The 20,174-nt window shown below is 71.7% G+C and carries 12 protein-coding genes, 1 tRNA gene, 1 rRNA gene and 1 pseudogene; 2 read left to right on the forward strand and 13 right to left on the reverse strand.

The annotated features are described in order from the left end of the window. The first annotated feature begins 9 nt into the window (after positions 1 to 9). Entirely contained in the window at positions 10 to 858 is an 849-nt protein-coding gene (locus QQY24_RS08340; RefSeq protein WP_301972039.1) for a DNA-formamidopyrimidine glycosylase family protein, read from the forward strand. Positions 859 to 931: 73 nt separating this feature from the next. Here QQY24_RS08340 and QQY24_RS08345 read toward each other — a convergent pair whose 3' ends face one another. The 10 genes and pseudogenes from QQY24_RS08345 to QQY24_RS08390 all read right to left on the reverse strand — a co-directional run bounded on the left by QQY24_RS08345 (position 932) and on the right by QQY24_RS08390 (position 15,892). After that, positions 932 to 1,210: a hypothetical protein gene (locus QQY24_RS08345; protein WP_301972040.1), complete on the reverse strand. Its 279-nt coding sequence runs from the start codon at positions 1,208 to 1,210 to the stop codon at positions 932 to 934. Between the two features lie 218 nt (positions 1,211 to 1,428). After that, positions 1,429 to 1,899, reverse strand: coding sequence for a Dps family protein (locus tag QQY24_RS08350; RefSeq protein ID WP_301972041.1), 471 nt, complete (start codon positions 1,897 to 1,899; stop codon positions 1,429 to 1,431). Positions 1,900 to 2,104: 205 nt separating this feature from the next. After that, positions 2,105 to 2,479 (reverse strand): helix-turn-helix domain-containing protein, encoded by a 375-nt coding sequence (locus QQY24_RS08355; RefSeq protein ID WP_301972042.1) that lies wholly within the window; start codon positions 2,477 to 2,479, stop codon positions 2,105 to 2,107. Positions 2,480 to 2,588: 109 nt separating this feature from the next. Next, positions 2,589 to 3,134 (reverse strand): CinA family protein, encoded by a 546-nt coding sequence (locus QQY24_RS08360; protein ID WP_301972043.1) that lies wholly within the window; start codon positions 3,132 to 3,134, stop codon positions 2,589 to 2,591. Next, complete coding sequence (gene pgsA / locus QQY24_RS08365; RefSeq protein WP_301972044.1) at positions 3,131 to 3,910, reverse strand: CDP-diacylglycerol--glycerol-3-phosphate 3-phosphatidyltransferase; 780 nt, start codon at positions 3,908 to 3,910, stop codon at positions 3,131 to 3,133. The genes QQY24_RS08360 and pgsA overlap by 4 nt, the downstream gene beginning before the upstream one ends. Beyond that, entirely contained in the window at positions 3,907 to 5,379 is a 1,473-nt protein-coding gene (rimO, locus tag QQY24_RS08370) for a 30S ribosomal protein S12 methylthiotransferase RimO (RefSeq protein WP_301972045.1), read from the reverse strand. The genes pgsA and rimO overlap by 4 nt, the downstream gene beginning before the upstream one ends. An 89-nt stretch (positions 5,380 to 5,468) precedes the next feature. Next, positions 5,469 to 6,311, reverse strand: a complete 843-nt coding sequence (locus QQY24_RS08375) for a helix-turn-helix domain-containing protein (protein WP_301972046.1) — start codon at positions 6,309 to 6,311, stop codon at positions 5,469 to 5,471. Between the two features lie 279 nt (positions 6,312 to 6,590). Continuing rightward, positions 6,591 to 9,331, reverse strand: a pseudogene (locus QQY24_RS08380) (DNA translocase FtsK). Positions 9,332 to 9,454: 123 nt separating this feature from the next. Further along, positions 9,455 to 10,135, reverse strand: a complete 681-nt coding sequence (locus QQY24_RS08385; RefSeq protein ID WP_301972047.1) for a two-component system response regulator — start codon at positions 10,133 to 10,135, stop codon at positions 9,455 to 9,457. Positions 10,136 to 10,408: 273 nt separating this feature from the next. Continuing rightward, positions 10,409 to 15,892 carry a HAMP domain-containing protein gene (locus QQY24_RS08390; protein ID WP_301972048.1) on the reverse strand — a complete coding sequence of 1,828 codons (5,484 nt, stop codon included), beginning with the start codon at positions 15,890 to 15,892 and terminating at the stop codon, positions 10,409 to 10,411. A gap of 408 nt (positions 15,893 to 16,300) precedes the next feature. Between QQY24_RS08390 and QQY24_RS08395 the strand changes: the two genes are divergently transcribed. Beyond that, on the forward strand, positions 16,301 to 19,057 hold the full coding sequence (locus QQY24_RS08395) for a SpoIIE family protein phosphatase (RefSeq protein ID WP_301972050.1): 2,757 nt from the start codon (positions 16,301 to 16,303) through the stop codon (positions 19,055 to 19,057). 64 nt (positions 19,058 to 19,121) lie between these two features. Here the strand turns inward: QQY24_RS08395 and QQY24_RS08400 are convergent. The 3 genes from QQY24_RS08400 to rrf all read right to left on the reverse strand — a co-directional run bounded on the left by QQY24_RS08400 (position 19,122) and on the right by rrf (position 20,170). Beyond that, positions 19,122 to 19,194: transfer RNA gene (locus QQY24_RS08400), tRNA-Thr, on the reverse strand. Positions 19,195 to 19,278: 84 nt separating this feature from the next. Further along, on the reverse strand, positions 19,279 to 19,941 hold the full coding sequence (locus tag QQY24_RS08405) for a DegT/DnrJ/EryC1/StrS family aminotransferase (protein WP_301976176.1): 663 nt from the start codon (positions 19,939 to 19,941) through the stop codon (positions 19,279 to 19,281). Between the two features lie 112 nt (positions 19,942 to 20,053). Next, positions 20,054 to 20,170 (reverse strand): 5S ribosomal RNA (gene rrf, locus QQY24_RS08410). Positions 20,171 to 20,174 lie beyond the last annotated feature (4 nt).

A 20,174-nucleotide genomic window follows, 5' to 3' on the forward strand; every position in this document is an offset into this window, starting at 1 on the left:
CCTTGAGCCATGCCCGAAGGTGACACGGTCTGGCAGGCCGCCCGGCGGCTCCACGAGGCCCTCGCGGGCGAGGTGCTGACCCGCAGCGACTTCCGGGTCCCCAGGTACGCCACGGTCGACCTCACCGGCCGTACGGTCGTGGACACGATCTCCCGGGGCAAACACCTGCTCACCCGTGTCGAGGGCGGTCTGACGCTGCACACCCACCTGCGCATGGAGGGCGCCTGGAAGGTGTTCGGGACGGACGAGCGCTGGCGGGGCGGCCCGGGCCACCAGATCCGCGCGGTCCTCGGCACCGCCGACCGCACGGCCGTCGGCTACCGCCTGCCGGTGGTGGAGTTGCTGCGCACCGGCGAGGAGGAGCGGGCCGTCGGCCACCTCGGTCCCGACCTGCTCGGCCCAGACTGGGACCCGGAGCGCGCCCTGGCCAACCTCCTCGCGGATCCCGCCCGTCCCCTCGGCGAGGCCCTGCTCGACCAGCGCGTCTTCGCCGGGATCGGCAACGTCTACAAGAGCGAGCTGTGCTTCCTGCTCGGTGTGACCCCCTGGCTGCCGGTCGGGGCGCTGCCCGCGGACCGCGCCGCGAACCTGCTCGCCCTGGCCAAGAAGCTGCTGGAGGCGAACCGCGAACGCCCGGTCCGGCAGACCACCACCGGCCTGCACCGGCAGAACCTGTTCGTCTACGGCTGCGCGTCCCGGCCCTGTCTGCGCTGCGGCACGCCCGTCCGCGTCACCGACCAGGGTGACGGCACACGGGAACGCCCCACCTACTGGTGTCCCACCTGCCAGCCGGGCCCCGCACCCGCGCCCGGAACGGCACAGAACCGGCGCCACCGCCATCCCCGCCCGGGCAGGTGACGCCCGGCACCGGGCACCGGCCCGCCCCGCCGCACGGCGCCGGGGAGTCGCAGGACGCCGGGCGAACCGGCGCTCACAGCCTGGCGGACTCCTCGCCCGCACGGGGCTCCGCCGCCGCACGGGCGGCCTGCCCCGCCCGCCAGGCGGCCGGCCACCGCCCCACCCCGAGGGCGCCCACGGCCCGCCGCTCGGGCACGCAGTGCACCGGCAGCACGCTCAGCCCCCACCCCCCGGCCGCGACGGCCCCTTCGAGAACGCCCGCTCCCTCCCCGAGGACGATCCGCAGCACGGCCCACCACCACGCGGCTCCCAGCGCCAGCACGACTCCCCAGCACATCGCCCGCCTCACCATGGCGCCACCTCCGGCCGGACGCTAGAACCGCTGCCTGCACGCAGGGGAGGGCGCACCGGCGGGTCACCGGTGCAGCGCCGGTGCCACGGGACAGGGCCCGTCCGGAATCCGGGGCCCGGGCCGGGGGCCGACGGCGCGGCCCCGGGAGCGGCGGGCCGCAGGACGGCCCCCGCGGGGGAGGGCGGCCCGGCACCGGGCGGGCGCCCGGGGTCCACGCGCTACGCGTTCTCCGCCTGGAACATCCAATGGTGCTTCTCGAGGTCCGCGGTGATGCCGATGAAGATGTCCTGGGAGACGGGGTCCGCCTCCGCGGTGCCCTCGACCCGGCCGCGCATCCGGGTGATCACCGCGCCGAGGGCGGCCACCATGGTCCCGACGGCGTCCGTGTCCTTGATCCAGCCGGCCGGGGTGGTCCCCAGGCCGCTGCCGGAAGCCACGGTGGCCGCACGGCCGTCCGGCGGGACGCCGAGCGTGGAGGCCCGCTCGGCCACCGTGTCGGAGTGGGTGCGGGCGGAGGTGACGACATCGTCCAGCTGGAGGTGTATGGACCGGAAGCGCGGTCCGACGATGTTCCAGTGGATCTGCTTGGCGACCAGCGAGAGGTCCACCAGATCCAGCAGGGCGCCCTGCAGCGCCTCGGCCACGGTCTTCAGGTCGTCGTCGGGCAGGGAGCTCTTCACGACGTACATCCGTTTCCTCCGATGCTGGGCGCCGGCACGTCCTTCCACCATGACCCGCCCACGGGACACCGGCAAACGGGCACCGAAGGGACATGGCACGGTGGAGGAGGCCGAAGAGAGCCCCGGCCGGGATCCCAGGTCTCCGCCTGGGCAGCCCGGCCGGGGCTTCACACGTATCGGGGGGTGTCGAGTCGCTAGGCCGCGCTCGCGCACGTCACGCGGCGACCACGTCCACCGCTTCGGCGGGCGCCTTGATGGTCACCCGTTCCGGTGGCACACCGGTCACCGAGACGGAGCCCAGCATCGGACGGACCGGCGCGGGCACGGGCTGGGTGGCCGCGGCGGACTGGGCCAGTTCGGCGAGCGCCAGTTCGTCGCTCACCTCTCGCATGAGTTCCGACATCCGTACGTCCAGCGCGTCGCAGATGGCGGAGAGCAGCTCGGAGGAAGCCTCCTTCTGCCCCCGCTCCACCTCGGAGAGATAGCCGAGTGAGACTCGGGCGGACGAGGAGACTTCGCGCAGAGTACGGCCCTGGCGTTGGCGCTGCCGACGCAGCACGTCACCCAGCAGGCGACGGAGCAGGATCATCGGTGGCTCCCTCCTCGGACCGCGTAGCCGCATCCTTCTCGCCCCACCGTACCGCCTCGCGCCGCGGCCGTGCGGGGAGCGATGTCGTGTTCACTCAGGGCTGCAAACATCAAAACCCCCCGTTCCGTTCCGTATCCTGTGCCCGCTCATTCCCAGTCTGTTCGCCCACGAGCTCCTTCAGGAGCACTGCGAGTACGCTCCGTACACTCTCCATACGAATTTCCGCACGGTCGCCGTTCAACCGCAGGGCCTCGACTTTTCCGCCACCGGCGGAACCGGAGCCGGCGGCGGGCGGCCCGTCGACGGCGACGAACACCGTCCCGACGGGCTTGCCGTCCTGCGGGTCGGGCCCGGCGACCCCGGTCGTCGCGATGCCCCAGTCGGCCCCCAGGACCGTGCGCACACCGGCCGCCATCTGACCCGCGACCTGCGGGTCCACCGCCCCGTGCCGTGCCAGGAGGGCGGCGTCGACGCCCAGCAGTGCGTGCTTCAGCCCGGTGGCGTAGGCGGTGACCGAGCCCCGGAAGACCTTGGACGCCCCCGGGACGGCCGTGATCTCCGCCGCCACCAGCCCACCGGTGAGCGACTCGGCGACGGCAAGGGTCTCGCCCCTCACGGTCAGTAGTCGCACCAGTTCAGTGGCCGGGGAATTCACGCTTCCGTCTCCTCCAACGCCGCCGCGCGCTCGGCGATTCCCCGCCGGCGCAGCACAATGGCCTGTCTCACGTAGTCCAGACCCGTGGCGACCGTGAGAACGACCGCCAGCGCCATCACCCAGAACCTCAGACTGGCCAGCCACCCCGTCAGCGCCAGGACGTACATGCCCACGGCCACGCCCTGGGTGAGCGTCTTGAGCTTGCCGCCCCGGCTCGCCGGGATCACGCCGTAGCGGATGACCAGGAAACGCAGCAGCGTGATGCCCAGCTCCCGGCCGAGGATGACCGCGGTCACCCACCACGGCAGGTCGCCCAGGGCGGACAGGCAGACGAGCGCCGCCCCCATGATCGCCTTGTCGGCGATGGGGTCGGCGATCTTGCCGAAGTCGGTGACCAGGTTGTAGGTGCGCGCCAGGTGCCCGTCGAACAGGTCGGTGATCATGGCGATCGCGAAGGCCGCCCAGGCGAGCGAGCGCCAGGCCGGGTCGTAGCCGCCGCCCGCCAGCATCAGCGCCACGAAGCCGGGGACGAGCAGCAGCCGCACCATCGTCAGCAGGTTGGCGACGTTCCACACGCTGGCCTGGTTGACGGCCGCCGCCGCCAGCTTCCCGCCGCGCGCGGTCCGTACGCCGTCCTCCGGCCCGGGAGCGGGACCGGCGGGACCGGGAGTGCCCCCGGATGCCCCGGACGCGGTGCCGTCGGCAGCGGTGGCCGGCCCACGGGCGCCCGGTGCGCCGGAGGAGCCGCCCGCGGCGGATGCCGGGACTCCGGTCATCTGCCCGCCTCCTCGCTGCACGCCTGCGAGCCGGTCACCGGCTCGGCCACCAGGTCGACACCTTCCGTACCGACCACCTTCGCCTCGACCATACGTCCGACGCCCAGTCCCCCGCCGCTCGTGAGCAGCACCTGGCCGTCCGTCTCGGGCGCCTGGTGCGCGGCCCGGCCGTGGACGCCGTCCTCCCCGTCCAGGGACTCCACGAGGACGTGCACGCTCTCTCCGACGCGCTCCTCCGCGCGCTGCGAGACGAGTTCCTCGGCGAGCCGGGAGATGTGGGCGAGCCGCTCGGCGACGACGTCCTCGTCCAGCTTGTCGCCGTACGTCGCCGCTTCCGTGCCCTCCTCGTCGGAGTAGCCGAAGACGCCGATGGCGTCCAGACGGGCGCCGTTGAGGAAGCGCTCCAGCTCGGCCAGGTCGGACTCGCTCTCCCCGGGGAACCCGACGATGAAGTTGGAGCGCACACCGGCCTCGGGGGCCTTGGTCCGGATGGTGTCCAGCAGTTCCAGGAAGCGGTCCGTGTCGCCGAAGCGGCGCATGGCGCGCAGCACGCCGGGCGCGGAGTGCTGGAAGGACAGGTCGAAGTAGGGGGCGACCTTCGGGGTGGAGGTCAGCACGTCGATCAGGCCGGGCCGCATCTCGGCCGGCTGGAGGTAGCTGACGCGCACCCGTTCGATGCCGTCGACCCCGGCCAGTTCGGGCAGCAGGGACTCCAGCAGGCGGATGTCGCCCAGGTCCTTGCCGTAGGAGGTGTTGTTCTCGGAGACCAGCATGATCTCCTTCACGCCCTGCCCGGCCAGCCAGCGGGTCTCGTTCAGCACGTCGGCGGGGCGGCGGGAGACGAAGGAGCCGCGGAAGGACGGGATGGCGCAGAAGGAGCAGCGCCGGTCGCAGCCGGAGGCGAGCTTGACGGAGGCCACCGGGGAACCGTCCAGGCGGCGGCGCAGGGGCGCGCGGGGGCCGGAGGCGGGCGCGACGCCCTCCGGCAGGTCGGCGGGGCCGTGGCCGGGCAGCGCGACCGAGGCGGCCGACTCCTGGCGCTCGGCGGGACTGATCGGCAGCAGCTTGCGGCGGTCGCGCGGGGTGTGGGCGGCGTGGATGCCGCCGGACAGGATGGTCCGCAGCCGGTCGGAGATGTCGGCGTAGTCGTCGAAGCCGAGCACGCCGTCGGCCTCGGGCAGCGCCTCGGCCAGCTCCTTGCCGTAGCGCTCGGCCATGCAGCCCACCGCCACGACGGCCTGGGTTCTGCCGTGGTCCTTCAGGTCGTTGGCCTCCAGCAGGGCGTCGACGGAGTCCTTCTTGGCGGCTTCGACGAAGCCGCAGGTGTTGACCACGGCGACGTCGGCGTCCGCGGCGTCCTCGACGAGCTGCCAGCCGTCCGCCTCCAAACGGCCTGCGAGCTCCTCCGAGTCCACCTCGTTACGGGCGCAGCCAAGAGTGACGAGTGCGACGGTGCGGCGTTCAGGCATGCGCTCAAGACTACTTCGTCCGGCCGACGGCCCACGTCGACGGGGTTGGCCGATCCGGGCCGACCCCGTCACGCCCCGCCCGCGGGCCCCTAGCCGACCTCGGGGTCGCCCTTGGTGTACGTGAGGCGCTCGACGGCGCCCGCCCGGAAGTCGTCCTCGATCTTCTTGCCGTTGACGTAGAGCTGGATGGCGCCGGCGTCGCCGAGGATCAGGTTGATCCTGGAGCTGTCCTGGAAGGTCTTGGAGGCGCCCTTCTGGAGCAGTCCGTCGAAGAGCATGCGGCCGTTGTGGTCCTTGGCGGAGATCCAGCTGCGCCCGTTCGCCGCGCTGACCCGGACGGTCACCTTGTCCTGCGGCGCGGCCGCGATGGCGCTGTCGGAGGGTTCGGGCTTCGGCGGGGCGGGCTCGTGCTTCTGGGGGGTGGGCGAGGCGGCCGTGCTGGCGGCCTGCTCGGCACCGTCGGCGAGCTGCGACTTGGCGTCGCTGCCGCCGTCGCCGCCCTTGACCGCGGTGAACCCGACGAAGCCGATGACGACGACGATGGCGGCGACCATGGCGGCGGTCCAGTTCGGTCCGCGCCGTTCGGGCCTGATGCGCTCCGCTTCGAACAGGGGCGCGGCGGGGGTGGGCGCGGGCCGCCCGCCGTGCTCGGCGTCGTACTGCGCGATCAGCGGTTCGGGATCGAGGTGTACGGCCCTGGCCAGGGTGCGGATGTGCCCGCGGGCGTAGACGTCGCCGCCGCAGGGGGTGAAGTCGTCCGCCTCGATGGCGTGCACGATGGCGGTCCGGACACGCGTGGCGCTGCTGACGCCGTCGACGGTGAGCCCGGCCGCGATGCGCGCCTGGTTCAGGGCGCGTCCCACGGAGGGACGGGCTTCCTCGGACACGTCGGGGAAGGGACGCTCGTCTTCAGGAAAGTTGCCGATGGACACGGGGGCGCCTTTCAGCGTGTGAGCCACCTGTGCTGGGGGTTCAGTCTAGGGCGGGTTCGAAGAAGTGGGGCAACCGGACGGTACGACTTTGTACGCCATCGGAGGGCCGGTCATTCCGACGGCGGGACGGGCCCGGGATCCGGGGACGGTTTCCCGGCCTGTCCGTTCGCTCAACTTGACGTGCGGTGGGGGGAAACGGTTGCCCGCCGCCCGCTAACGGGTGGATCACGGCGGCGCCGCCACCCGGAGTAGACCCGACACGCCGGGTGGCCCGTTGCCCTACCCCTCAGACTCCCCGCGAATCACCGCCAGCACGCCGTCCAGCTCGTCAGGCTTCACAAGAACGTCACGGGCCTTGGATCCCTCGCTGGGTCCGACGATGTTCCGGGACTCCATGAGGTCCATCAGCCGACCCGCCTTGGCGAAGCCGACGCGCAGCTTGCGCTGGAGCATCGACGTCGACCCGAACTGGGTGGAGACCACCAGCTCGGCCGCCTGGCACAGCAGGTCGAGGTCGTCGCCGATGTCCTCGTCGATCTCCTTCTTCTGCTTGGTGCCCACGGTGACGTCGTCACGGAAGACCGGCGCCATCTGATCCTTGCAGTGCTGGACGACGAGCGCGACCTCGGCCTCGGTCACGAACGCGCCCTGCATGCGGGTCGGTTTGTTCGCCCCCATCGGCAGGAACAGGCCGTCGCCCTTGCCGATCAGCTTCTCGGCACCGGGCTGGTCGAGGATGACCCGGGAGTCGGCGAGCGAGGAGGTGGCGAAGGCGAGCCGGGAGGGCACGTTCGCCTTGATCAGACCGGTGACGACGTCGACCGACGGACGCTGGGTGGCGAGCACCAGGTGGATGCCGGCCGCGCGCGCGAGCTGCGTGATGCGCACGATGGCGTCCTCGACGTCGCGCGGGGCGACCATCATCAGGTCGGCCAGCTCGTCCACGATCACCAGCAGGTAGGGGTACGGCTGCAGCTCGCGCTCACTGCCCTCCGGCGGCTTGACCCGGCCCTCGCGGACGGCCCGGTTGAAGTCGTCGATGTGCCGGTAGCCGTACGCCGCGAGGTCGTCGTAGCGCAGGTCCATCTCGCGCACCACCCACTGCAGGGCCTCGGCGGCCCGCTTGGGGTTGGTGATGATCGGCGTGATCAGGTGCGGGATGCCCTCGTAGGCGGTCAGCTCCACGCGCTTGGGGTCGACCAGGATCATCCGGACGTCCTCCGGGGTCGCCCGCATCATGACCGAGGTGATCAGGCAGTTGATGCAGGACGACTTGCCGGAGCCGGTGGCGCCGGCGACCAGCATGTGCGGCATCTTCGCCAGCGAGTGCATCACGTATCCGCCCTCGACGTCCTTGCCGAAGGCGACCAGCATCGGGTCGTCGTCCTCGGCGGACTCCGCGAGGCGCAGCACGTCACCGAGGTTGACCATCTCCCGGTCGGTGTTCGGGATCTCGATGCCGACCGCGGACTTGCCGGGGATGGGGCTGATGATGCGCACGTCGGGGCTGGCGACGGCGTACGCGATGTTCTTGGTCAGCGCGGTGATCCGCTCCACCTTCACGGCGGGGCCGAGCTCGACCTCGTAGCGGGTGACCGTCGGGCCGCGGGTGAAGCCGGTGACGGCCGCGTCGACCTTGAACTCGGAGAAGACCTGGGTGAGCGAGGCGACGACCGCGTCGTTGGCCGCGCTGCGCGCCTTGCCGGGGCCGCCGCGCGTGAGCAGGTCCAGCGAGGGCAGCGCGTAGGTGATGTCCCCGGACAACTGGAGCTGTTCCGCGCGCGCGGGCAGCTCGCGGGGCACCTCGGGGGCCTTCTTGGTGAGGTCGGGAACGCTCCCGCCGCGCGGTTGCCCCGGTTTCGGGCGGGCGGCCGGGACCGGCGCCGCCGGGGGCGTGGGGACGGCCGCGGACGCGGGCACCGGGGCGGTGTCCTCGCGGTCGCCCGCGCCCACTCCCTGGGTGAGGCCGGCGACGACCGGGGACGGCGGCATCCCGTGCAGGACGGCACCGTCGAGCGCGGCCGCGGCGGCCGCCGCGACGTCCACGGCGTCCATCCGCCGCTGCGGATCGGGCTGCGGCACCGCGGAGCGCCGGGGGCGGCCGCGGCGCTGCGAGAGTGCCTCCGCCTCGGCTCCCTCGGGGTCGTGACCCCGGGGGCGCTCCGGCGCTTGCCCGGGCGGGCGGGCAGTGCCTCGCGCCACTGCTCGTCGTAGCGCTCGTCGTCCTCGCCGAAGTAGTCCTCCTCGCGGTCGGGCACTACGCCCAGGTGCACACCGAGCGTCCGCAGGCGCTGGGGGACGGCGTTCACCGGGGTGGCGGTGACCACGAGCAGACCGAAGACCGTCACCAGCACCAGCATCGGTACGGCGAGCACCTCGGTCATCGTGTACGTCAGCGGGGTCGCCGCCGCCCAGCCGATGAGACCGCCGGCGTCCCTTATGGCCTGCATGCCGCCGCTGCGGGCGGGCGAGCCGCAGGCGATGTGGACCTGGCCGAGCACGCCGATGACGAGCGCGGACAGGCCGATCACGATCCGGCCGTTGGCCTCCGGCTGCTCCGGGTGCCGGATGAACCGCACGGCGATCACCGCGAGCAGTATCGGCACGAGCAGGTCCAGTCGGCCGAAGGCGCCGGTGACGAGGATCTCCACCAGGTCACCGACGGGGCCGCGCAGGTCGGCCCAGGTGCCGGCGGCGACGATCAGCGCGATCCCGAACAGCAGCAGCGCGACGCCGTCCTTGCGGTGGGCCGGGTCGAGGTTCTTCGCGCCCTGTCCGATGCCCCGGAAGACGGCGCCGACGGCGTGCGCGAGGCCCAGCCACAGGGCGCGCACCACCCGGTACACGCCCCCCGTGGGGCTCGCCGCCGGCCTGGGGGCGGCCCTGCGCACCGGAGCCTTCCCGACGGGCGCCCGCTTGGCCGGAACCCTCTTCGCGGCGGCCTTCCTCGCCGGAGCCTTCGCGGGAGCGGCCGGCCTCTTCGCGGGCGGCTTCTTGGCTGCGGAGGGACGTGAGGCCATGGTGTGAGGTTACCGGGGGAGGCGCCGAGGGACACGTGTGCCCACTGCTTCACCCGTTCGTGTCGCCCCTGGTACGGCGCGGAACTGACGCGTTCCCACGGCCGACCCGGCTCCCGGCGCGCGTCAGTTCTGGGCCGGCAGCGGCGCCCCGCCGCCGCCCGTGCCCGGCTCCAGGGCGTCCAGCGCGCGGCGCAGACCGGTGAGTTTGCGCTCCAGGTGCGCGGCGGTGGCCACCGCGGCGGCGTCCGCGGACTCGTCGTCCAACTGCTTGGACAGCGCCTCGGCCTGCTCCTCGACGGCCGCGAGCCGCGCGGAGAGTTCGGCGAGCAGCCCCGCGGACTCCGTGCCGCCGACCGCGCCCCTGCCGCCGCCCTCCAGCTGGAGCCGCAACAGCGCCGCCTGCTCCCGGAGCTGGCAGTTCTTCATGTACAGCTCGACGAAGACGGACACCTTCGCGCGCAACACCCACGGGTCGAACGGCTTGGAGATGTAGTCCACCGCGCCCGCCGCGTAGCCCCGGAAGGTGTGGTGCGGGCCGTGGTTGATCGCGGTGAGGAAGATGATCGGGATGTCCCGGGTCCGCTCCCGCCGCTTGATGTGCGCGGCCGTCTCGAAACCGTCCATGCCGGGCATCTGGACGTCCAGCAGGATGACCGCGAAATCGTCCGTGAGCAGCGCTTTGAGCGCTTCCTCCCCGGACGATGCCCGCACCAGCGTCTGATCGAGCGCGGAGAGGATGGCCTCCAGCGCCAGCAGATTCTCCGGCCGGTCATCGACCAGGAGGATCTTGGCCTTCTGCACCATGGCCCGCCCTCCTCGCCCCGGCCCTACGCCGGGCGCCGCCCCAGGGGACGACTCCCTTTCGCCGCCCGTCCTTGTGCCGGTCATCGTAGCCGCACCCCGCTCGTCGCCACACCCTGTCACCGTGATGTCACCGTGCACGCAAGGGAAACGCCACAGGCCACCCGAGAGTTCCCGGGATCCGGGGTCCCCACACGTCACGGAGCCGTCCCGTCGGGGAACTCCGCGCACGCCCGCGAAGTTCCCGTGCCGCCCGGCCGCCCGCCGGCCGTGCCGTCACCCGCCGCTCATCCACTCCCGCATGACCGTCAGCAGGTGGTCGGGATCGACCGGTTTGGTCACGTAGTCGGACGCCCCCGACTCGATCGCCTTCTCCCGGTCGCCCTTCATCGCCTTCGCGGTCAGCGCGATGATCGGCAGGCCCGCGAACTGCGGCATCCTGCGGATCGCCGTGGTCGTCGCGTACCCGTCCATCTCCGGCATCATGATGTCCATCAGCACGACCGCCACGTCGTCGTGCTGTTCCAGCACCTCGACGCCCTCGCGGCCGTTCTCGGCGTACAGCACCGACAGCCCGTGCTGCTCCAGGACGCTGGTGAGCGCGAACACGTTGCGGATGTCGTCGTCCACGATCAGCACCTTCTCACCGCCGAACCGCACCGCGCGCAGCGGCTGCTGCGCGCCGTCCTGTTCGGCGGCCGCCGACCGCTGTTCGAGCAGCTGCTCGATGCGCTGATCCATCCGGTGCTCGGCCTGCGGCAGGCCGCGCCGGCGCCGCCGGAAGAGCGCGGCGACGCCGTTCTGCGTCTCCCGGTAGGACTCCACCTCGGCCGGCGTCTCGACCTCCGCGGCGGACAGCTCCGAGGACAGGTGGGCCTCGGAGGCGACCAGGTCGCCGGCCTCCAGCGGGATCACGGACTGCTGGTAGCCCTGGGGCGGCAGCTCGCTCGGGTGCAGCGGCAGGTACAGCGTGAACGTCGAACCGCGGCCCGGTTCGCTCTGGGCGTGGATCTCACCGCCGAGCAGCTGCGCGATCTCCCGCGAGATCGACAGGCCGAGCCCGGTGCCGCCGTACTTGCGGCTGGTCGTGCCGTCGGCCTGCTTGAACGCCTCGAAGATCACCCGCATCTTGCTGGCGGCGATGCCGATGCCGGTGTCGGTCACCGAGAACGCGATCAGCGGGGCGTCCGCATCGGCGAGCGAGCCGGCCTCCAGCAGCTGCTCGCGGATGCCGGCCGGCACGTCCGCGCCGGCCGGGCGGATCACCAGCTCCACCGAGCCGGAGTCGGTGAACTTCACCGCGTTGGACAGCAGGTTGCGCAGCACCTGCAGCAGCCGCTGCTCGTCGGTGTGCAGGGTCGCGGGCAGCTCCGGGGAGACCCGGACGGACAGGTCCAGGCCCTTCTCCGCGGTCAGCGGCCGGAAGGTGGCCTCCACGTAGTCCACGAGCTGGACGAGGGCGATGCGCGTCGGGGAGACGTCCATCTTGCCCGCCTCGACCTTCGACAGGTCGAGGATGTCGTTGATCAGCTGGAGCAGGTCGGAACCCGCGCCGTGGATGGTCTCGGCGAACTCCACCTGCTTCGGGGAGAGGTTGCCCTCCGCGTTGTCGGCGAGCAGCTTGGCCAGGATCAGCAGCGAGTTCAGCGGTGTGCGCAGCTCGTGCGACATGTTGGCGAGGAACTCGCTCTTGTAGCGCATCGACACCGCGAGCTGCTCGGCGCGTTCCTCCAGGACCTGGCGCGCCTCCTCGATCTCGGTGTTCTTCACCTCGATGTCGCGGTTCTGCCGGGCCAGCAACTCGGCCTTCTCCTCCAGTTCGGCGTTGGAGGCCTGCAGCGCCTTCTGCCGGTTCTCCAGCTCCGCCGAGCGCTCCCGCAGCTGCTCGGTCAGCTCCTGGGACTGCTTCAGCAACTGCTCGGTCTTGGTGTTGACCGAGATGGTGTTGACGCTGGTCGCGATCATCTCGGCGATCTGGTTGAGGAAGTCCTTCTGGATCTGCGTGAACGGCGTGAAGGAGGCCAGCTCGATCACCCCGAGCACATTGCCCTCGAACAGCACCGGCAGCACGATCACCTGCGCGGGCGGGGCCTCACCGAGCCCGGAGGAGATCTTCAGGTAGCCGCTCGGCGCGCTCTCCACCAGGATCGTGCGCTTCTCCTGGGCGGCCGTCCCGATCAGCGCCTCACCGGGCCGGAACGAGGTCGGCATGGAACCCATCGAGTAGCCGTACGAGCCGAGCATCCGCAGCTCGTAAGGGTCCTCGCCGTCGGCACCGGGGCCCTGCCCCTCCACCAGCGGCATCGTCACGAAGAACGCCCCGTGCTGCGCGGAGACCACCGGCGTCAGCTCGCTCATGATCAACGAGGCCACGTCCTCCAGGTCCCGGCGGCCCTGCATCAGCCCGGAGATGCGGGCCAGGTTGCCCTTGAGCCAGTCCTGCTCCTTGTTGGCGATCGTGGTGTCGCGCAGGTTGGCGATCATCTTGTTGATGTAGTCCTGCAGCTCCTGGATCTCGCCGGAGGCGTCGACGTCGATCTTCAGGTTCAAGTCGCCGCGGGTCACCGCGGTCGCCACCCGCGCGATGGCGCGCACCTGCCGGGTCAGGTTCCCGGCCATCTCGTTCACCGACTCGGTCAGGTCCCGCCAGGTGCCGTCGACGTCGCGCACGCGCGCCTGTCCGCCGAGCTGCCCCTCGGTGCCCACCTCGCGGGCCACCCGGGTGACCTCCTCGGCGAAGCTGGACAGCTGGTCGACCATCGTGTTGATCGTCGTCTTCAGCTCCAGGATCTCCCCGCGGGCATCAATGTCGATCTTCTTGGTCAAGTCGCCCTTGGCGATCGCCGTGGTGACCATGGCGATGTTGCGCACCTGACCGGTCAGGTTGGACGCCATCTGGTTCACCGACTCGGTGAGGTCCTTCCAGGTGCCGGCCACACCGGGTACGTGCGCCTGGCCGCCCAGGATGCCGTCCGTGCCCACCTCACGGGCCACCTTGGTGACCTGGTCGGCGAACGAACTCAGTGTCTTCACCATCGTGTTGATGGTGTCGGCGAGCTGCGCCACCTCGCCGCGCGCCTCGATGGTCACCTGCCGGGTCAGATCGCCGTTGGCGACCGCCGCCGCCACCTGGGAGATGTTGCGCACCTGCATGGTCAGGTTGTTGGCCATCAGGTTGACGTTGTTGCTGAGGTCCTTCCAGATGCCCGTGACGCCCGGCACGTGCGCCTGGCCGCCCAGGATGCCCTCGGTGCCCACCTCACGGGCCACCCGGGTCACCTGCTCGGCGAAGCTGGACAGCTGGTCGACCATCGTGTTGACCGTGGTGACGAGCTCGAGGATCTCGCCCCTGGCGTCGACGGTGATCTTCTTGGACAGGTCGCCCTTGGCGACCGCCGTCGTGACCTCGGCGATGTTGCGCACCTGGATCGTCAGGTTGTTCGCCATGAAGTTCACCGACTGCGTGAGGTCCTTCCAGGTGCCGGAGACGCCCTGCACCTCGGCCTGGCCGCCGAGGATGCCCTCCGTGCCCACCTCACGGGCCACCCGCGTGACCTCCTGGGCGAACGACGACAGCTGGTCCACCATCGTGTTCAGCGTGTTCTTCAGCTCCAGGATCTCCCCGCGCGCGTCCACGGTGATCTTCTGGGAGAGGTCACCGCGCGCCACGGCGGTGGCGACCTGGGCGATGTTGCGGACCTGCGCGGTGAGGTTGCCGGCCATGCCGTTCACGGAGTCCGTGAGGTCCCGCCACACTCCGGCGACGCCCGGCACCTGCGCCTGACCGCCGAGCCGGCCCTCGGTGCCCACGTCCCGGGCCACCCGGGTCACCTGGTCGGCGAACGCGGAGAGCTGGTCGACCATCGTGTTGATGGTGTTCTTCAGCTCCAGGATCTCCCCGCGCGCGTCCACGTCGATCTTCTGCGACAGGTCACCGCGCGCCACGGCCGTCGTCACCTGGGCGATCTGCCGCACCTGGTCGGTCAGGTTGCCCGCCATGAAGTTGACGGAGTCCGTCAGCTCCTTCCAGGTGCCCGAGACGCCGTCCACCCGCGCCTGGCCGCCCAGCCGGCCCTCCGTGCCCACGTCCCGGGCCATCCGCGTCACCTGGTCGGCGAACGACGACAGCTGGTCCACCATCGTGTTCACGGTGTTCTTCAGCTGCAGCATCTCGCCGGAGACGTCGACCGTGACCTTCTGCGAGAGGTCGCCGTTGGCCACCGCCGTGGTGACCTGGGCGATGTTGCGCACCTGCCCGGTCAGGTTGCGGAACGCGGTGTTGACGGAGTCCGTCAGGTCCTTCCACGTGCCCGCCGCCCCCGGCACCTGCGCCTGGCCGCCCAGCTCACCCTCGACACCGATCTCCCGGGCCACCCGGGTCACCTCGGCACCGAACGCCGACAGCTGGTCGACCATGCCGTTGACGGTGTTCTTCAGCTCCAGCATCTCGCCGGCCACGTCCACCGTGACCTTCTGCGACAGGTCGCCGCTGGCCACGGCGGTCGTCACGGCGGCGATGTCGCGCACCTGCGTGGTCAGGTTCCGGAACACCGTGTTGACGGAGTCGGTGAGGTCCTTCCAGGTACCGGCGACCCCGGGCACCGTCGCCTGACCGCCCAGCCGGCCCTCGGCACCGACCTCGTTGGCCACGCGCGTGACCTCGTCCGCGAAGATCCGCAGCGTCTCGGTCATCTGGTTGATCGTTTCGGCCAGCTGCGCGACCTCGCCGCGCGCCGGGACGGTCACCTTCTGCGACAGGTCGCCGTTGGCCACCGCGGTCGTCACCTGGGCGATGCCCCGCACCTGGGCCGTCAGGTTGCCGGCCATCAGGTTCACCGAGTCGGTGAGTTCCTTCCAGGTGCCGTCGACACCCGGGACGTGCGCCTGGCCGCCCAGGATGCCGTCGGTGCCGACCTCGCGCGCGACCCGCGTCACCTCCGAGGAGAAGGCCGAGAGCTGGTCCACCATCGTGTTGACGGTGTTCTTCAGCTCCAGCATCTCGCCGGCCACGTGGACGGTGACCTTCCGGGACAGGTCGCCCTTGGCGACCGCGGTGGTCACCAGCGCGATGTCGCGCACCTGCGCCGTGAGCCGGGACGCCATCGTGTTGACGGAGTCCGTGAGGTCCTTCCACGAGCCGGAGAGCCCGCGCACCCGGGCCTGCCCGCCGAGCTTGCCCTCCGTGCCGACCTCGCTGGCCACGCGCGTGACCTCGTCGGTGAACGTGGACAGCTGGTCGACCAGGTTGTTGACCGTACGGCCGACCTTCAGGAACTCCCCCCGCAGCGGATGTCCCGTGCCGTCCGGCGCCTGCGTGCGCAGGTCCATGCGCGGCGAGAGGTCGCCCTCCGCCACGGCCGACAGCACCCGACCGACCTCCGAGACGGGCCACGCGAGGTCGTCGACCAGCGCGTTGGAGGCGTCGATGGCGGCCGCCCAGGAGCCCTCGCAGGTCCCCGTCTCCAGCCGCTCCGTGAGTTTGCCCTCGCGCCCCACCATGCGCCGCACGCGCGACAGCTCGCCCGTCAGGTGCATGTTCCGGTCGGCGACCTCGTTGAAGACCGCCGCGATCTCGGACATCACGCCGTCGCCGGAGACCGTGAGCCGCTTGCGGAAGTTCCCGTCGCGCATCGACTGCAGAGCCGCCAGCAGCCGGTTCAGGGCAGCCGTGTCCACGGCGGTGGTGCCGCCGCTCCTGCCCAGGGACGGCCCGCCCTTCGCGCGCGCCTTCGCGCCCCGCGTCGCTGCGCCAGACTCCACTGTGTCCCTCCCGGAGGGGTAGACCATCACTGCCGTGCCCGGCCGCCTCGGCCCGGCGGGCCGGTTCCGGCCCACCCGGACGCCTCCGCGCACCGGTTGCTGCTGCGTGTTCCCGCCGGAGGCGATACGGCCGCACCAAGGGCTGCTGCCCGTCCCACCCGGGACGCAGTCGGCCTGACCGGATCTCCGTCAGAAGCCTGCCCAGTGTTTCACCCCGGCTGAACCAGGCCATAACAGTTCGGCAGCTTCGCACGTCGTCCGCACCTTGGCGGTGTAAACACCGGCGACCGGCATCCGCTCGGACGGCGAAGGTAAGTAACCTTGCATGCGGCTGTCCAGCCGCACCGGTCCCACCGGTCTGGGCGGTGGCACGAGAACGAGCGGGCACGGGAGGGGCGGCCGCGGACCATGACCACCGGACTGATCCCCGGGGGACCTCCCCCGGAACGAGGGCCGACGGGCGAGCGGGTGCCGCAGCGGCGGCGCGAGCCGGCCGGCCCCGCAGCCCTCCACGTAGACAACCGGTCAAGGAGTTCTGTGATCACCGCGCGCGCGGCCGCCAGCTTCGAGCCCGTCGGACGATCGGTCGCGACCGCCCGTTCCTTCGTCCGCGACACCCTGCAGGGCTGGGGCTGCGCCGACATCGTCGACGACGCCGTGGTCCTGACCAGCGAGCTGGTGACCAACGCGGTGGTGCACGCGGGCACCCAGGCGGACGTGCTGTGCCTGCGCGCCGAGGACGGCGTGCGCGTCGAGGTGTCGGACCGCTACCCGGAGCGCGAGGTGCCCCTCCAGGGCTCGCTCGCCACCATGGGCAGCCTCGACCGCGAGGGCGGCCGCGGGCTCCAGCTGTGCGCCGCCCTGGCCGCCCGCTGGGGCGTGGACTACACGCCCACGCACAAGAACGTCTGGTTCCAGCTCGACCTGCCCGAACGCCCGGTCGGCACCCGCACCGCCGGCCCCGTCCTGCCGATCGACCTGCTCCCGCTGGCCGACGGCCGGGTCCGCGTCGCGGTCCTGCAGATCGACCGCAAGGGCACCATCAGCGCCTGGAACGAGGACGCCGAGGAACTCTTCGGCTACAGCGCGGCCGAGGCCACCGGCAGGCCCCTGACGGACTTCGCGGCCTGGCCGCACACCCCGGGCACCGGCACCGGTATCGCCGAGGCGCTCCGGCTCTCCCGCTGGGAGGGCACCTACGGCATCCGCGGCGCCGACGGCCGGGTGGCGTCGGTGTACGCCTCCCACCTGCGCGTGCGTGACACGGGCGGTGAGCCCTCCACCGTCTGCCTGCTGGTACGGGACCACGAGCGCGCCGTCCTGCAGACCCCCTCGCGCGTCCCCTCCGGCGACCAGGCCACCGCCTCCGACGGCAAGAACGCCGACCCCTTCGAGGTGTTCATCGGCTCCCCGGCCCCGGACGACCTCGACGGCCTGCTGCAGCGCACGGTGGAGCGCGCCCGCGACATGCTCGACGCGGACTCGGCGTTCCTGCTCCTGGCCACCGACGACGAGACGGAGCTGGAGGTGCGGGCCTCCACCGGCCTGCCCTCCGCCCGCCAGCGCTTCGCCCGCGTCCCCGTCGAGGCGGGCCCCGGCCGCTACGGCTCGGCGCGCATGCCGGCCGTCCACGACGACCTCAGCGCGGTCCCCGGGGCCGTTCCGCTGCTGGCCGGCACCGGCATGCGCTCGGTGGTCACGGTCCCGCTGAAGGTCGAGGGCCGCCTCACCGGCTCCCTGGGCGTCGCCGCCGAGGCCCCCGGCAGGTACTCCAACGAGGAGGCGCTGCGCCTGCAGTTCGCCGCCGACCGGATCGCCCTGGCCGTCGAATCGGCCCGCCTGGGCGAGCTGGAGCGGTTGCGCCGCGGCTCGCTGAGCTTCCTCGTCGAGGCCTCCGACCTGCTGGCCGGCACCCTGGACCGCGACCAGACCCTGGCCCTGATGGCCCAGATGACGGTTCCCACCCTCGCGACCTGGTGCGCCGTCTACACCATCGCCGACCAGGCCTCCGAGCCGTACCTGTCCTACGTCCTGCACGAGGACGAGGAGCTGATCGACGGCATCAAGTCGCTGCTGTCGAAGATCTCGCCCCCCGACCCGGTGCCGACGCCCGGAGCCCGCGTCTGGAGCACTCCCGGCGAGGTCGCCCACCAGGCCGCCCTGCGCAGCTCGATGCGCAGCCTCGGCCTGTCCGGCGGCCCCTCCCACCGGATCGCCCCGGGCATCGGCCCGACCCTCGCGACGGCCTCCGCGGTCGGTGGCGAAACGGTCGTCCTGCCGCTCGTCGCCCGCAACCGCGTCATCGGCATGCTGACCCTGGGCAAGCCCACCGACGAGCACTTCCGGCAGGAGATCCTGGAGCTGGCCGAGGACCTGTCCCGCCGCGCCGCCCTGGCCCTGGACAACGCCCGCCTGTACTCCGAGCGCACGGCCATCAGCCAGGCCCTGCAGCGCAGCCTCCTGCCCCCGGGCCTGCCCCAGATCGACGGCGTCGAGGTGGAGGTCATCTACCGCGCGGCCGGCGAGGGCAACGAGGTCGGCGGCGACTTCTACGACCTCTTCCCCATCGGCGACGGCGCCTACGGCTTCGCCATCGGCGACGTCTGCGGCACGGGCCCGAACGCGGCGGCGGTGACGGGCCTGGCCCGGCACGCGCTGCGCCTGCTGGCCCGCGAGGGCCTGAGCGGCCCGGCGGTGCTGGAGCGCCTGAACTCGGCGATCCTCGACGAGGGCGACCGAAGCCGCTTCCTGACGCTGCTGTACGGCGAGCTGCGCCCGCAGCAGGACGGCAGCGCCGAGCTGAAGGTGGTCTGCGCCGGGCACCCGCTCCCCCTGCGTCTGCGCCAGGACGGCACGGTGCTGCCTGCGGCCGAGCCCCAGCCGCTGCTCGGCGTCATGGAGGACTTGGAGCTGTACGAGGAGAGGGTGACACTCGACCCGGGCGACGTGCTGCTGTGCGTCACGGACGGCGTCACCGAACGCCGCGAGGGCACCCGCATGCTGGGCGACGACGGTCTCGCCGACGTCCTCACCACCTGCACCGGCCTCACGGCGGGCGCGGTCGCGGCCCGCATCATGCGCGCGGTGGAACGCTTCGCTTCGGATGCCCCGTCCGACGACATGGCGATCCTGGCGATGCGGGTTCCGGGACTTCAGAAGGACTGAGGTCCCGGGCCCGTCCGCGGGCATGCGAAAGGCCCCGCCCTGATGGGCGAGGCCTTTTCTTCCGAGCCCCCAAACGGAATCGAACCGTTGACCTTCTCCTTACCATGGAGACGCTCTACCGACTGAGCTATAGGGGCCTGTCGCTTTTCGGGGTTTCCCTCGCGGCGACAGGAAGATCATACCCCGTGCGGGGCCGACTTCCCAAATGCGTTCGGGAATGCTCAGAAGGCGGGCTGGAGCAGTCCGCCCAAGGCGTTGCAGGCCGACACGATCCGCTGCATCTCCCGTTTGGTGAGCGAGGCGTCGACGGGCAGCGCAAGCGTTTCGTCGGCCGCCAGCTCGGTCTCCGGCAGCACTGCGCAACGACGGAACCCCGGCAGCCGGTGCACGGGCGTCTTCACCGGCACCCGGCAGTCGACGCCCTTGGCACGCAGCACCCGGGCGAAGGCGTCCCGGTCCGGCCGGCCGTTGCCCGGCACCCGCACCACGTACTGCTGGTAGGTGTGCCCGTCACCGCCGTCGGGCGTGCGCACCCCCTTGAGCTTGGCATCGAGGTACGCGGCCCGCTCCCTGCGCTGCGCCACCTCGTCGTACGGCGCCCCGGACTCGCCCTGTTCCAGCACCAGCAGCCCGTGCCGCCGGCCGACCTCGTGCAACCGCCCGATGTCGGCCCGTCGTCCGAAGCGGTGCACGGCGACGACCGCGGCCGTGCGCGCGGTCACGGCCGCTTCCACGGTGGAGGCGTCCAGGCAGTAGGTGACCGGGTCTATGTCGGCGAACACCGGGAGCGCGCCGGCCCGGATCACGGCCTCGGCGACCTCGGCGTTCCCGAAGGCCGGTACGACGACCTCGTCGCCGGGCCCGACGCCGGCGGCCCTGAGCATTGCAGCAGTACCCATGTGCTGGATGCTGGGGGCGCAACGTGAACGACACGTTACGGACAACGGAAAAGGGCGGACCCTGAACCGAAGTTCAGGGTCCGCCCTCTCAATGATTGTTCGGCGGTGTCCTACTCTCCCACAGGGTCCCCCCTGCAGTACCATCGGCGCTGTGAGGCTTAGCTTCCGGGTTCGGAATGTAACCGGGCGTTTCCCTCACGCTATGACCACCGAAACAC

The organism is Streptomyces sp. TG1A-8 (assembly GCF_030499535.1).
Lineage (GTDB): Bacteria > Actinomycetota > Actinomycetes > Streptomycetales > Streptomycetaceae > Streptomyces.

Bases quoted from the DNA above. Each gene is read 5' to 3' on its own strand.
- QQY24_RS08340 (WP_301972039.1), top strand. From the start codon at position 10: ATGCCCGAAGGTGACACGGTCTGGCAGGCCGCCCGGCGGCTCCACGAG.
- QQY24_RS08345 (WP_301972040.1), bottom strand. From the start codon at position 1,210: ATGGTGAGGCGGGCGATGTGCTGGGGAGTCGTGCTGGCGCTGGGAGCC.
- QQY24_RS08350 (WP_301972041.1), bottom strand. From the start codon at position 1,899: ATGTACGTCGTGAAGAGCTCCCTGCCCGACGACGACCTGAAGACCGTG.
- QQY24_RS08355 (WP_301972042.1), bottom strand. From the start codon at position 2,479: ATGATCCTGCTCCGTCGCCTGCTGGGTGACGTGCTGCGTCGGCAGCGC.
- pgsA (WP_301972044.1), bottom strand. From the start codon at position 3,910: ATGACCGGAGTCCCGGCATCCGCCGCGGGCGGCTCCTCCGGCGCACCG.
- rimO (WP_301972045.1), bottom strand. From the start codon at position 5,379: ATGCCTGAACGCCGCACCGTCGCACTCGTCACTCTTGGCTGCGCCCGT.
- QQY24_RS08385 (WP_301972047.1), bottom strand. From the start codon at position 10,135: ATGGTGCAGAAGGCCAAGATCCTCCTGGTCGATGACCGGCCGGAGAAT.
- QQY24_RS08395 (WP_301972050.1), top strand. From the start codon at position 16,301: ATGACCACCGGACTGATCCCCGGGGGACCTCCCCCGGAACGAGGGCCG.
- QQY24_RS08405 (WP_301976176.1), bottom strand. From the start codon at position 19,941: ATGCTCAGGGCCGCCGGCGTCGGGCCCGGCGACGAGGTCGTCGTACCG.